The organism is Mesorhizobium sp. L-8-3 (genome assembly GCF_016756615.1).
GTDB lineage: Bacteria > Pseudomonadota > Alphaproteobacteria > Rhizobiales > Rhizobiaceae.
The window spans coordinates 4,798,490-4,811,573 of sequence record NZ_AP023262.1 but is presented as its reverse complement, the minus strand read 5'-3'; the positions used below and the strand labels follow the sequence as shown (position 1 = coordinate 4,811,573).

The window sequence follows — 13,084 nt, the reverse complement described above, 5'->3', positions numbered from 1 at the left end:
TGCGTATTCGGCCGAGTGCAAGGGCCACAACGGCTTTTTTCACCTTTTCAAACCGGAGATTCCAGCCTCGGATAACCTTCGCGACCATCAAGCCGCAGGAACGCGATCATGAGCGGTTGCCGCTCGCCGCTTTCGCGCCCTATGTTCGAATGATCTCGAATCCAAACCCGCAGGAAAGACTCATGCGTTATCTGCACACGATGGTCCGCGTAACGGATGTCGATGCCTCGCTCGACTTCTATTGCAACAAGCTCGGCCTGGAGGAAGTCCGCCGCATGGATAATGAGCGTGGACGCTTCACGCTGATCTTCCTCGCTGCGCCCAAGGACAAGGGCGCATCGGCCGCCAACCGGGCGCCCGAACTCGAGCTCACCTATAACTGGGATCCGGAGGCCTATACGGGCGGGCGCAATTTCGGCCATCTCGCCTACAAGGTCGACAACATCTATGAGACCTGCCAGCGCCTGATGGATCTCGGCGTCACCATCAATCGGCCGCCGCGCGACGGCCACATGGCCTTCGTCAAGTCGCCCGACAACATCTCGATCGAGCTGCTGCAGGAAGGCGAGGCCCTGCCCGTCCAGGAGCCTTGGGCGTCGATGGCCAATACGGGGACCTGGTAACCGGCCCTCGCGGCCGCCGGACGCGGGCATCGGGTGAGCCCGTCCCGCATCCTTGCCGGCTTGCGCTCCCCCGGAGGCGTGTTAACAGACTTTGCCGGGCTGACGGAGGAGACACCCATGAAGGACGTGCTGAAGGAATTGGAACGCCGTCGGGAGGTCGCCCGCTCCGGCGGCGGCCAGGCGCGGATCGACGCGCAGCATGGTCGCGGCAAGCTTACAGCCCGGGAACGCATCGAGATCTTCCTCGACGAAGGGTCATTCGAGGAGTTCGACATGTATGTCGAGCACCGGTCCACCGATTTCGGCATGGAGAAGACCAAGGTCGCCGGCGACGGCATCGTCACCGGCTGGGGCACGGTCAACGGCCGTCCCGTCTTCCTCTTCGCCAAGGATTTCACCGTGTTCGGCGGGTCTCTTTCGGAAGCCCATGCCGAGAAGGTGATGAAAGTGCAGGACATGGCGCTGCGCAACCGGGCGCCGATCATCGGCCTCTACGACGCAGGCGGCGCCCGTATCCAGGAAGGCGTCGCCGCGCTGGGCGGCTACGCCGAGATATTCCAGCGCAATGTGCTCGCCTCGGGCGTCATTCCACAGATTTCGGTGATCATGGGGCCCTGCGCCGGCGGTGACGTCTATTCGCCTGCGATGACCGACTTCATCTTCATGGTGCGCGACACCTCCTATATGTTCGTCACCGGGCCCGACGTGGTGAAGACGGTCACCAACGAGACGGTGACGGCCGAGCAGCTCGGCGGCGCTTCGGTCCACACGACCAAGTCCTCCATCGCCGACGGCGCCTATGACAACGATGTCGAAGCGCTGTTGCAGATGCGTCGGCTCGTCGACTTCCTGCCGGCGTCGAACACGTCGGAACTGCCGGAGATCGAGTGCTACCAGTCCGTCACCGAGCCCGACATGTCGCTCGACCGGCTTATTCCCGACAATGCCAACAAGCCTTACGATATCAAGGAACTGATCCTGAAGACCGTCGACGAAGGCGACTTCTTCGAGATCCAGCCCTCCTTCGCGAAGAACATCGTCACCGGTTTCGGCCGCGTCGAAGGCCGTACGGTCGGCTTCGTCGCCAACCAGCCCATGGTGCTGGCCGGTGTGCTGGATTCCGACGCCTCGCGGAAGGCGGCGCGCTTCGTGCGCTTCTGCGATTGCTTCAGCATTCCGATCGTCACCTTCGTCGACGTGCCCGGTTTCCTGCCCGGCACGGCGCAGGAATATGGCGGGCTGATCAAGCACGGCGCGAAACTGCTCTTCGCCTACGCCGAAGCGACCGTCCCGAAGGTCACGGTGATCACCCGCAAGGCCTTCGGCGGCGCCTATGACGTCATGGCCTCGAAGCATCTGCGCGGCGACATCAACTACGCCTGGCCGACGGCGCAGATCGCCGTGATGGGCGCCAAGGGTGCGGTTGAGATCATCTACCGCAAGGACATCGGCGACGCCGAAAAGATCGCCAGGCACACCAAGGCCTATGAGGACCGTTTCCTGTCGCCTTTCGTGGCCGCCGAGCGCGGTTATGTCGACGAGGTGATCATGCCGCACTCGACCCGCCGCCGCGTGGCGCGCGCACTGCGGCTGCTGCGGAACAAGAACCTCGAAAACCCCTGGAAGAAGCACGACAACATCCCGCTTTAGTTGGGCACGCTCCTCCTGCCTCGCCGGCAAGCGGAGCATCGTCGCCGTCGCCCGAACATGTCGCTCGGGCAGGGGCGACCAAGTGCGACCAAAGGCGCCCCGCCACCAATTTGTGAATTGCCTCCTCCGGAAAAAAGCTGGACTTCTCCTGATCTTGGAGTAACGCTTTCCTAACCAAGAAAGGGGGCTGGGCCACGATCCTGAAGAGGAATGGAGGCCATCATGAAGCACCAGAGCCTAGAGCAGCTCAGAACCATCGCCGAAGTAAGCCCCGACGATCTTCGCCCCGCGCTCACGCGGAGCGAGCGTCTGCAACGCTGGGCCGAACTGCTCGAGAGACAAAGGGACCGGCGTCTTGCCACGCTTCACGGCACCGAATATCAGCCGCCGGACAGACGCGCGGAAATGCGCAGCGCCGACTCGCCGCTCACCATTGCCTTCGAGGACCCGATCCTCAGGGCCGACGGCCTCGGCAACGACACCTATGGCGAAGCCAAGCGCTATTTCGAACTCTCTGACTGGCAGTTGCACGAGATCGTCTGCTATTGCCATCTCGGCGAGACGATGAGCGCCGGAAGCGCGGCAAAGCGCGTCCGTTCCGCGATGAACGCTGGACGCGGCGGGCTCTTTGCACGCCTGCGCGAGGCCTTCGGGGGCTAGGTCCCGACGCCCGTTATCTCGCTTTGCGGTCCGCCGAGGCCGGCGGACCGAAGGAATTCCGTCATGACCCGCCGAACGGTCAGGACAATCTCAGCACACGGTTGAACTCATCGAGATCGACATAGAAGACTTTCGTGATCTCGGTGAGGAGATCGTCGCGGCGCACACCGCGCGATTCCAATATGTCCACCGCTGTCTGGATGTCGACACGTTCGGTCAGGCGACGCTTTTCGCAGTCGTCCAGCACTGCATGCATCGGGCAACCTCACCGTTGCGGGTGGGACTCGAGGATTAACGATCATCGGGTACATTGGCCTGCGCAGCATCATGCTGCGGTCGACGCGCCGGCACGACCGGCCCCGCATAGGAGCCCCCACACGAGACGCCCCCGATCCGATTTCGAAAGCGTCGCGATACACATCGCAACGCCTGATCGGAGTGGCGACTCGAACCTCTATCCAAATGATATCATTGTGATGCAGGGTTGCACGGCGAAACTGTCACACAGTCAGCATTTTCCTGACCTCGGGACTGTCGAGATCCCGCGCCGGTCCCCTGTGGACGACGACACCGCGATCCATGATGTAGATCTCGTCGGCCAGCTCGCGACAGAAATCGAGATACTGCTCCACGAGCAGGACTGCGATGCCGGCCTTGTCGCGCAGATAGCGGATCGCCCTGCCGATATCCTTGATGATCGAGGGCTGGATGCCTTCGGTCGGCTCGTCAAGAATGAGCAGCTTCGGCCGCATGACCAGCGCCCGCCCGATCGCCAGTTGCTGCTGTTGCCCGCCCGACAGGTCCCCGCCGCGCCGCGCCAGCATCTGCTCTAGCACGGGAAAGAGCTCGAACACTTCGCCGGGTATGATTCGATCGGCACGTTTGAGCGGCGCGAAGCCGGTTTCGAGGTTCTCCCGGACGCTCAGCAGCGGAAAGATCTCGCGGCCCTGCGGCACGAATGCGATGCCCGACCGGGCGCGATCGTACGCCGCGCTCCGGTCGAGCGCCTTCCCCTCGAAGGCTACCCTGCCCGATGTCAGCCTGTGATGGCCGACGATCGATCTCATCAAACTCGTCTTTCCGACCCCGTTACGGCCGAGCACGCAGGTGATCCTGCCCGCGCCGGCGGTCAGCGAGACGCCCCGCAATGCCTGGGCCGCGCCATAGTGAAGCGTGGCGTCCACGACCTCCAGCATGGTCAGCGCCCCCGCCCGACGATCCGCGGGCGGCCCGCCATCCCGTCACCGAACGGCCGCGGCATGGAGGACCGCGGACTCGGCGGCAGGAGGCGGGCCGCCCCCAGCGCTGTGCGGCTTGCCGCTCCTCCCGGGCCGCCGAAGCATGTCGAAGCCATTCGCCGGATCATCCGTCATCTCCCCAGATAGACTTCGACGACGCGTTCGTCGGCCGAGACGAAGTCGAGCGAGCCTTCGGACAGCACCGCTCCCTCATGCAGGCATGTGACCTTCACGCCGAGCTCGCGCACGAAATGCATGTCGTGCTCGACGACGATCACCGAATGGGTCCTGGCGATGTCCCTCAAGAGGCGCGCCGTCTCCTCGGTCTCGGCATCGGTCATGCCGGCCACGGGCTCGTCGACCAGGAGGAGTTTCGGATCCTGGGCGAGCAGCATGCCGATCTCCAGCCACTGCTTCTGTCCGTGCGAGAGGCTCGCCGCCATTTCGTGCCGCTTCGGCTCCAGCCGGATCGTCGCAAGGATCTCGTCGATCCGGCGATCCTCCGCCTCCGAGCGTCGATGGAACAGCGCCCGAAGGATCGAGCGCTGCCCTTTCAGGGCAAGCAGCAGATTGTCTTCGACCGTATGGCTCTCGAAGACCGTCGGCTTCTGGAACTTCCGGCCGATGCCCATCATGGCGATGTCGGCCTCGTCGTGTTGCGTAAGGTCGACATCGCCGTTGAAGAAGACCTCGCCTTCATCAGGGCGGGTCTTGCCCGTGACGATATCCATCATCGTCGTCTTGCCGGCGCCGTTGGGTCCGATGATGGCGCGCATCTCTCCCTTGTCGAGAACGAGCGACAGGTTGTTGATGGCGCGAAAACCGTCGAAGGAGACGGAGACGCCGTCGAGATAGAGGATGGTGTTCCCTTTGTCCTGCGTCACCTGCTGTATCATCTGTCACTCCGCCGGCTGCGCTTCGGCCACTTCGTCGGCCAGCGGTTTCGTCCCGCGTCGGGAGATGCCGGCCCGCCACGCATCCCACAGGCCGAGAACACCCTTCGGCAGGAAAAGCGTAACGGCGATGAAGAGGCCGCCCAGGGCGAAAAGCCAGAACTCGGGCAGAGCACTGGTGAAATAGGACTTGCCCGAATTGACTAGAAGCGCGCCGACGATCGGGCCGACGATCGTCCCGCGCCCCCCGACCGCGGTCCAGATCACCACCTCGATCGAATTGGCGGGGTCGAACTCGCCGGGATTGATGATCCCGACCTGCGGCACGTAGAGCGCGCCGGCGATCCCGGCCATGGCTGCCGAGACGGTGAAGGCGAACAGCTTCACATTCTCCGCCCTCCAGCCGAGGAACCGGGTGCGGCTCTCCGCGTCGCGCACGGCGACCAGCAGCTTGCCGTATTTCGAACGGACGATCATCCAGGTGACGGCCACACCCAGCGCCAGAGCCAGGGCGCTGGCCGCGAACAAGGCGGAACGCGTGGTATCTGCCTGAACGCTGTAGCCGAGTATGTCCTTGAAATCGGTCAACCCGTTGTTGCCGCCGAACCCCATGTCGTTCCGGAAGAAGGCAAGCAGCAGCGCATAGGTCATCGCCTGGGTGATGATCGAGAGGTAGACGCCGGTGACTCGGCTGCGGAATGCGAACCATCCGAATATGAAGGCGAGCAGTCCAGGCACCGCAACGGCCATCACCGCCGCAAACCAGAACTGATCGAAGCCATGCCAATACCAGGGCAGTTCCTTCCAGTTGAGGAACACCATGAAATCTGGCAGGTCGGGATTCCCATAGACGCCTCTACTGCCGATCTGGCGCATCAGATGCATGCCCATCGCGTAGCCTCCGAGCGCGAAGAAGGCGCCATGGCCGAGCGACAGGATGCCGGCATATCCCCATACCAGGTCGAGCGAGAGGGCCAGCAGGGCATAGCAGAGATACTTGCCCGTCAATGCCACGAAGTAGCTGGAAACGTGCAACGGATTGTCCGGCGGCACGGCGGTGTTGAGCACCGGGACGACAACGGCGGCGGCGACCAGCAGCGCGATCGTGACCGCGATGCGGCGGTCGGCGCCCGATGAGAAGAAACCGGCCGTGATCATGCCTCCACCGCCCTGCCCTTCAGCGCGAACAGGCCGCGCGGGCGTTTCTGAATGAACAGGATGATGAGCACCAGGACGAGGATCTTGCCCAATACGGCGCCGGCGAACGGCTCGAGGAACTTGTTGAGGATGCCGAGCGACATCGCCCCGACAAGCGTGCCCCAAAGATTGCCGACGCCGCCGAACACGACGACCATGAAACTGTCGATGATGTAGCCCTGGCCGAGATTGGGCGAGACGTTGTCGATCTGGCTGAGCGCCACGCCGGCAATGCCGGCAATGCCGGATCCGAGCGCGAAGGTCAGCGCGTCGATCAGGGGGGTGCGGATGCCCATGGACGCGGCCATGCGGCGGTTGGCCGTCACGGCGCGCATCTGCAGCCCCCATCGTGTGCGCTTCATCAGGTAAAGCAGGACCGCGAACACGGCGAGCGCAAAGATCACTATCCAGAAGCGGTTCCAGGTAATCGACATCTGCCCGATGTCGAAGCCGCCCGACATCCAGGACGGGTTGCCGACCTCCCGGTTGGTCGGTCCGAAAAGGGAACGCACCGCCTGCTGGAGGATCAGCGATACGCCCCAGGTCGCCAGCAGGGTTTCGAGGGGACGACCGTAAAGGAAACGGATGATGCCGCGTTCGATAGCCAGCCCGACGCCGCCGGCGACGAGGAAGGCAAGCGGCAGCGCGATCGCCAGCGACCAGTCGAAGAGGCCGGGAAAGGAGGTGCGGATGACATTCTGCACGACGAAGGTCGTGTAGGCGCCGAGCATCACCATCTCGCCATGCGCCATGTTGATGACGCCCATGACGCCGAAGGTGATTGCAAGCCCGATCGCGGCGAGCAGCAGCACCGAACCGAGCGCGATTCCGTACCAGACATTCTGCAGCGCCGCCCACAAGGCCAGCCGGCTCTCTATGCCGCGGATCGCCGAGGCGGCGGTTTCGCGCAACGAGCCCTCGGTCCTGGCCTCGAAAGCGGTGAGAAGGGACAGGGCGTCCCGGTCGCCACGCGCACCGATCCGGGCAACGGCGGCGAACTTGTCGGCGTCGGGCAGCGTGGAGACGAGCACGGCGGCCGCGCGTGCCTGTTCCAGGGCGGTCCTGACGCTCGCGACCTGTTCTGCCGCTATCGCCGCGTCGAGGGACGGGATCGCGGCAGGATCGGGGCTCCTGAACATGGTTGCGGCGGCAGCCAGTCGCCGTGCGGGATCGGCCGAGCCCAGCGTGAGAGCGCCGAGTGCGTCGCGGATCGTACGGCGAAGAGCGTTGTTGATCTTGATCTTGGCGACCTCCGCCTTGCCGGCCTCGCCGACCGTATCCCCGGTCAACGGATCGAGCAGTTCGACAGCCGCCCCCTTCTCCTTGCCGATGAACACGCCGCCATCCGCCTTGCGAAAGTAAAGGGCGCCATCGGCAAGCGATGCCAGGGAGCGCTCGACCTTCGCGTCGCCCGTCGCGGCGAGTTCCAGCACGACCGCCTCGGTCGCCTGGAAGTTCCGGACGCCGGCGAATTTTGAGATGGCGGTCCGGAGTTCGGCCTCGCCGGCATTGGCCGGAACAAAGGCCGAGGCGAGGACGAACGCGACGAGGCCGAGAAGGCGCAGGATCATCGGTCGAAAACCATTGGGTTCAGGTCGCTTCGTCGGGTCTGCGGGCAGGAAACGCCCGAAGACCCGGATGATGGTTGCTTCAGTTCACGCCCTTTCCGCCGCATTTGCCGGTGGCGACGTTGAAGTTTCCGCACGACAGCGGTGCCCGCCAGTCGGCGATGAGGCTCTTGGAGTCGGGCAGATAGTCGGACCATTCGTCGCCGACGACGAGGCCGGCCGTTTCCCAGACCGTCTGGAACTGGCCGTCCGCCTGGATCTCGCCGATCAGAACCGGCTTGGTGATGTGATGGTTCGGCATCATGGTCGAATAACCGCCGGAGAGGTTCGGCACCGAAACGCCGACGATGGAGTCGATGACGGCATCCGGATCCGTCGAGCCCGCCTTTTCGACGGCCTTCACCCACATGTTGAAGCCGATGAGATGGGCTTCCATCGGGTCGTTGGTTACGCGTTTGTCGTTCTTGGTGAAGGCTTTCCAGGCCTCGATGAAGGCCTCGTTTTCGGTCGTATCGACCGACTGGAAATAGTTCCAGGCTGCGAGATGGCCGACGAGCGGCGCCGTGTCCAGGCCGGCGAGTTCCTCCTCGCCGACCGAAAAGGCCACGACCGGAATGTCCTCGGCCTTGATGCCCTGATTGGCGAGTTCCTTGTAGAACGGCACATTGGCGTCGCCGTTGATGGTCGAGACCACCGCGGTCTTCTTGCCGGCCGAGCCGAAATTCTTGATGTCGGTGACGATGGTCTGCCAGTCCGAATGGCCGAACGGCGTGTAGTTCACCATGATGTCCTCGGGCTTCACACCCTTGGACTGGAGATAGGCTTCCAGGATCTTGTTGGTGGTCTGCGGATAGACATAGTCCGTTCCCGCCAGCACCCAGCGTTCGACGCCTTCCTCGTTCATCAGATAATCGACGGCCGGAATGGCCTGCTGGTTCGGCGCAGCGCCCGTGTAGAAGACGTTCCGCTGGCTCTCCTCCCCTTCATACTGCACAGGATAGAAGAGCAGGCTGTTCAGTTCCTCGAAAACCGGCAGCACCGATTTGCGCGAGACCGAGGTCCAGCAGCCGAACACCGCGGCAACCTTGTCGTTCTCGATCAATCCGCGGGCCTTTTCCGCGAAGAGCGGCCAATCGGACGCAGGATCCACCACGACCGCCTCGAGCTTCTTGCCGAGCACCCCTCCCTTCTTGTTCTGCTCGTCGATGAGGAACAGCATCGTGTCCTTGAGCGTGGTCTCCGAGATCGCCATCGTGCCCGACAGCGAGTGGAGTATGCCCACCTTGATCGTGTCTTCCTGCGCCAAGGCAGGCACGGAAACAAGCATGCCTGCGCCGAACACGGCGGCCGACAGCATCTTTGTGGCCGACAGGAACTTACCCCTCATTATGACACCTCCTGATGATTGTTGTTTGGGTCGCAATAGGCAAAGCAACCGTCGTGCCAGTCCGCGACGCAGCGCTAAAATCACAGGGGAATGCTTGGGAACCCAAGCGGTTACGCCACGCGCCCTCGGGAGGCGGACGCGGGATGTCTGCCCCGCCACGCCAGGCACTGAGGAATATTTACGCAACGCAACACAAGGTGGCGAATTTTTAGGCAAAAGTTGCAGGAGCCAACAAAACAGGCAGAACTGCACACCCCTCCGGCAAGTCAGGCGTTCGACAGGGCGGAGAATTTCCCGGTGTCGGCCTCACGCCCGGACGGCTCTTTGCCAGCCTCACGCTTTCAGCGCGGGCGCGGTCGCAACGACGTCGAGCGCCAGTCTGGCCATGCCGGCAAACAGAGCCTGGCGTTCCGAAAGAAGCGTCTCTTCGCCGGTCGCCATATTGTCGACGACAGTGCAGATCGACAGCGCTCTCGCGCCGAACTGGGCGGCCAGCGTATAGAGGGAGCTCGTTTCCATGTCGACGGCGAGAACGCCGTGCCGCCGCAGCGTCGCAAAACGTTCCATGCCGTCCGGATGATAAAAGACATCGCTGGAAACCGTGGGCCCCACCGTATGGGCCAGCCCCTTCGCGCGGGCGATCTCCGAGGCGAGGCTCAGCAATCCGACGTCTGCGGCGGGCGCGTAGTCGAACCGTCCGAAAATCTGCCGGTTGATGCCGCCGTCGCTGCTGGCCGATTGCGAAAGGACAATGCTGCGCACGGGAAGTCGGGCATCAAGGCCGCCACAGGTGCCTACCCGGATCAGGGTCCTGGCGCCATAGACGCTCAGGAGTTCATGGACATAGATCGAGAGCGACGGATGCCCCATGCCGGTCGTCTGCAGGCTCACCCGGATGCCCTGATAGACGCCCGTAAAACCGAGCGCGCCGCGAATGCGGTTCACGCAACGCACGTCAGACAGAAAGGTCGAGGCGATCCACTCGGCTCGATCGGGGTCGCCGGGCAACAGCACCGCCTCGGCATAGTCGCCCTTTTCGGCACTGTTGTGTGGCGTCATCGCGCACCCTCAAGGCAGCCCCCACCGTCTCGACATCCATCGAAGAGCATATTGTGGACGAATGCAACGACGTACCGAGCTTCCGTCCCGCGGGAAGAGCGCGACAGCGGATCAGTTGCCGTCGATCATGTCCTTCACCACGGTGGCGAGCTGCTTCAGGGAGAACGGCTTTGGCAGGAAGCCGAAATGTGCGTCCTGGGGCAGGTTCTTGGCGAAAGCGTCTTCGGCATAGCCCGAGACGAAGACGAACTTGATGCCCGGCTGGATCTTTCGCAATTCGCCGAGCAATGTCGGCCCGTCCATTTCGGGCATGACCACATCGGAGACCACGATGTCGACCTTGCCGTCGAGCTCCTTGAAGATCTCCAGCGCCTCCACGCCCGACGACGCCTCGTGCACCGTGTAGCCACGCGACGTGAGCGCCCGCACCCCGCCCATGCGCACCGCGTCCTCGTCTTCGACCAGCAGCACAGTGGCCGAACCGGAAAGATCCTTGGGCGCATCCGACGGCCGCGGGGTCTGCTGGGCGGGCTCGGCCGAAGGCGGACTTTTCTGTTCGGTGATCCTGAAGTCCTGGATCACCGGCACCGGCTTCTGCTCCACGACGTGCCGCGGCAGGAAGATGCGGAACACCGTGCCCTTACCCACCTCGCTATCGCAGTAGATGAAGCCGCCGGTCTGCTTGATGATGCCATAGACCATAGAAAGGCCGAGACCGGTTCCCTTGCCGACCTCCTTGGTCGTGAAGAACGGCTCGAAGATCTTCTTGAGCACCGCCGGCTCGATGCCGGTGCCGCTGTCCTCGACCTCGACCAGCACATATTCCGCAGGCGTCAGCTCGCGATAGCTGTAGGCCCGGGTGTCTTCGAGCTTCAGGTTCTTGGTACGGATCGACAGTTCGCCGCCCGTCGGCATGGCGTCACGCGCATTGACGACCAGATTGACGATGACCTGCTCGAACTGGCCGATATCGGCTTTCACCGGCCAGAGGTCGCGGCCATGGTCGACCTTCAGCCGGATCTCGTTGCCGACGAGCCGCGCCAGCAGCATGCGCAGATCCGCCAGCACGTCGGTGAGGTTGAGCACCTCCGGACGCAGCGTCTGCTTGCGCGAGAATGCCAGCAGCTGGCGCACCAGCGAGGCGGCGCGGTTGGCATTCTGCTTGATGTTCATGATATCGGGGAAGGACGGGTCCGACGGTCGGTGGTTGGCCAGAAGCAGATCGGACGCCATGATGATGGCGGTCAGCACATTGTTGAAGTCATGGGCGATGCCGCCGGCGAGCTGCCCCACGGCCTGCATCTTCTGGCTCTGCGCCATCTGGCTCTCGAGCGCCTTCTGCTCGGTCGTCTCCACCGCATAGACGATTGCCGCTTCCTCAGCCCCCTCGCCGCCGGTCCCGTCGGCCACCGCATTGACGTAGAAGCGCATGTGACGCTCCTCATTGTCGGGCAGCACGGTGTCGATCGGGGCGATGTCGGCCTGCCGCTGTCTGGCGCGTTCGATCGCCGCGGCGAACATCTCGCGGTCGCGCTCGTGGATCACCGTGTCGAGGCGCACCCGGCGGTCGACCGCGTCGCGGTCGACGACGCTCGAGAACAGCGACAGGAACGGCGCGTTGGTGCGCAGGATGCGGCCCTGTGCGTCGACGCCGGCGATCGCCATCGGCGTGGAGTTGAAGAAACGGGTGAAGCGGACCTCGGACGCACGCAGATCCGCCGAGGAATCCTCGCCCTGGGTGCGGTTGAGCACGATCGTACGCGTAGGGCCGGGCGAGCCGTCGCGTGTCGCGGTCACGCGATGCATGAAACGAACCGGAAGCGCCTCGCCGGTCGAGGTCGCGAGGTCGAGGTCGACCACGGCGTTGCGTGTAGTCCCGGGATCGGCCTTGACCGACCGGACCAGCGCCATGCCGTCGCCGGCAATGATCTCGTGCAACGTCATCGCGCCGGGCGTGAAAGAGGCGAGATCGATGCCCAGCCATTCGGCGAGCGTCGCATTGAGATAGGTGATGCGGCCCTCCTGATCGGCGGCGAAGAAGCCGGCGGGCGCGTGGTCGAGATGGTCGATCGCCTTCTGCAGGTCGAGGAAGAAGCGTTCCTGCTCGGCGCGTTCCTTCGAGACGTCGGCGAGTTGCCAGGCCATCAGCGGCTGGCGCTGGCCCGGCACGCTGAAGGTGCGCGCCCGCACCCTGTACCAGCGCGCGCCGGGTTCGGCACCCGGGCGGATCGCCTGGCGCAGTCGGAACTCGCCGTCGCCGGTCTGCCCGTCGCGCAGGCCGGAAGCGATCGAGTAGATGGTGGCCGACGCCTCGGGAACATCCGACAACAGGCCTTCGACCGTCTTGACGTCGGCAGCCGACGTGGCGCCGGTCATGTCGGCATAGGCCCGGTTGGCATAGATGATGCGACCCTTCGTGTCGGTGACGATGAGTCCCTGCGCCATGGAGTCGACAAAAGCCTTGGACAGCTCGTCCGTTGTCGAGCGCGGCGCGATCTGGACGAAGCCGATCGCAGTGGCGAAAAGGTAGCCGACGCCGATCATGGCCAGCACGCCCAGAAGGCCGAGCAGGAAAGGATCGCCAAGGCGCTCGCGGAAGATAGCGAAGACGAAAGCCGCGCCGGTAAGCACGATGATGAAAACGATCAGCCTGGTTATCGCGCCGGGGCGCATGTTCTGGTCGACGATCGGGACCGGATAGAACTCGTTTCGGGTTTCCCTGGTCATTCGTCCCTTGCCCGTGATGGCGACGGCGGCGATCTTCCCCTGATTCCAGCCGCTCTCCGCCCTTCCGCTTGGATCATATTCT

11 protein-coding genes are annotated in these 13,084 nt (G+C 63.8%); 3 read left to right on the top strand and 8 right to left on the bottom strand.

Features of this window, described 5'->3' with window-relative positions:
* Positions 1 to 182 precede the first annotated feature (182 nt).
* From JN302_RS22245 to JN302_RS22235, 3 genes are all read left to right on the top strand, one after another.
* Positions 183 to 623, top strand: coding sequence for a VOC family protein (locus JN302_RS22245; RefSeq protein WP_202305150.1), 441 nt, complete (start codon positions 183 to 185; stop codon positions 621 to 623).
* A gap of 117 nt (positions 624 to 740) precedes the next feature.
* A complete protein-coding gene (locus JN302_RS22240) occupies positions 741 to 2,273 on the top strand; it encodes an acyl-CoA carboxylase subunit beta (RefSeq protein WP_202329186.1) in 1,533 nt (510 codons plus the stop codon).
* A gap of 222 nt (positions 2,274 to 2,495) precedes the next feature.
* Positions 2,496 to 2,933, top strand: a complete 438-nt coding sequence (locus JN302_RS22235; protein ID WP_202305146.1) for a hypothetical protein — start codon at positions 2,496 to 2,498, stop codon at positions 2,931 to 2,933.
* Positions 2,934 to 3,012: 79 nt separating this feature from the next.
* On the opposite strand, the gene JN302_RS22230 is transcribed toward JN302_RS22235, so the two are convergent.
* The 8 genes from JN302_RS22230 to cckA all read right to left on the bottom strand — a co-directional run bounded on the left by JN302_RS22230 (position 3,013) and on the right by cckA (position 13,002).
* Entirely contained in the window at positions 3,013 to 3,189 is a 177-nt protein-coding gene (locus JN302_RS22230; protein WP_202305144.1) for a hypothetical protein, read from the bottom strand.
* A gap of 244 nt (positions 3,190 to 3,433) precedes the next feature.
* Positions 3,434 to 4,129, bottom strand: coding sequence for an urea ABC transporter ATP-binding subunit UrtE (gene urtE / locus JN302_RS22225; RefSeq protein ID WP_202329184.1), 696 nt, complete (start codon positions 4,127 to 4,129; stop codon positions 3,434 to 3,436).
* A 173-nt stretch (positions 4,130 to 4,302) separates the two neighbouring features.
* Positions 4,303 to 5,067 (bottom strand): urea ABC transporter ATP-binding protein UrtD, encoded by a 765-nt coding sequence (urtD, locus tag JN302_RS22220; RefSeq protein WP_202329176.1) that lies wholly within the window; start codon positions 5,065 to 5,067, stop codon positions 4,303 to 4,305.
* A gap of 3 nt (positions 5,068 to 5,070) precedes the next feature.
* Complete coding sequence (gene urtC, locus JN302_RS22215) at positions 5,071 to 6,222, bottom strand: urea ABC transporter permease subunit UrtC (protein WP_202329169.1); 1,152 nt, start codon at positions 6,220 to 6,222, stop codon at positions 5,071 to 5,073.
* The gene (urtB, locus tag JN302_RS22210) at positions 6,219 to 7,832 is read right to left on the bottom strand and encodes an urea ABC transporter permease subunit UrtB (protein ID WP_202329160.1); all 1,614 of its coding nucleotides are present in this window, start codon (positions 7,830 to 7,832) and stop codon (positions 6,219 to 6,221) included. The genes urtC and urtB overlap by 4 nt, the downstream gene beginning before the upstream one ends.
* A 79-nt stretch (positions 7,833 to 7,911) precedes the next feature.
* Complete coding sequence (urtA, locus tag JN302_RS22205; protein WP_202305133.1) at positions 7,912 to 9,216, bottom strand: urea ABC transporter substrate-binding protein; 1,305 nt, start codon at positions 9,214 to 9,216, stop codon at positions 7,912 to 7,914.
* A gap of 333 nt (positions 9,217 to 9,549) precedes the next feature.
* On the bottom strand, positions 9,550 to 10,275 hold the full coding sequence (gene deoD / locus JN302_RS22200; protein WP_202305131.1) for a purine-nucleoside phosphorylase: 726 nt from the start codon (positions 10,273 to 10,275) through the stop codon (positions 9,550 to 9,552).
* Between the two features lie 111 nt (positions 10,276 to 10,386).
* The gene (gene cckA, locus JN302_RS22195; protein ID WP_202329149.1) at positions 10,387 to 13,002 is read right to left on the bottom strand and encodes a cell cycle histidine kinase CckA; all 2,616 of its coding nucleotides are present in this window, start codon (positions 13,000 to 13,002) and stop codon (positions 10,387 to 10,389) included.
* Between the last annotated feature and the right edge of the window lie 82 nt (positions 13,003 to 13,084).

Bases quoted from the DNA above. Each gene is read 5' to 3' on its own strand.
- JN302_RS22235 (WP_202305146.1), top strand. From the start codon at position 2,496: ATGAAGCACCAGAGCCTAGAGCAGCTCAGAACCATCGCCGAAGTAAGC.
- JN302_RS22230 (WP_202305144.1), bottom strand. From the start codon at position 3,189: ATGCATGCAGTGCTGGACGACTGCGAAAAGCGTCGCCTGACCGAACGT.
- JN302_RS22245 (WP_202305150.1), top strand. From the start codon at position 183: ATGCGTTATCTGCACACGATGGTCCGCGTAACGGATGTCGATGCCTCG.
- deoD (WP_202305131.1), bottom strand. From the start codon at position 10,275: ATGACGCCACACAACAGTGCCGAAAAGGGCGACTATGCCGAGGCGGTG.
- urtD (WP_202329176.1), bottom strand. From the start codon at position 5,067: ATGATACAGCAGGTGACGCAGGACAAAGGGAACACCATCCTCTATCTC.
- urtE (WP_202329184.1), bottom strand. From the start codon at position 4,129: ATGCTGGAGGTCGTGGACGCCACGCTTCACTATGGCGCGGCCCAGGCA.
- urtC (WP_202329169.1), bottom strand. From the start codon at position 6,222: ATGATCACGGCCGGTTTCTTCTCATCGGGCGCCGACCGCCGCATCGCG.
- JN302_RS22240 (WP_202329186.1), top strand. From the start codon at position 741: ATGAAGGACGTGCTGAAGGAATTGGAACGCCGTCGGGAGGTCGCCCGC.
- urtB (WP_202329160.1), bottom strand. From the start codon at position 7,832: ATGATCCTGCGCCTTCTCGGCCTCGTCGCGTTCGTCCTCGCCTCGGCC.
- urtA (WP_202305133.1), bottom strand. From the start codon at position 9,216: ATGAGGGGTAAGTTCCTGTCGGCCACAAAGATGCTGTCGGCCGCCGTG.
- cckA (WP_202329149.1), bottom strand. From the start codon at position 13,002: ATGACCAGGGAAACCCGAAACGAGTTCTATCCGGTCCCGATCGTCGAC.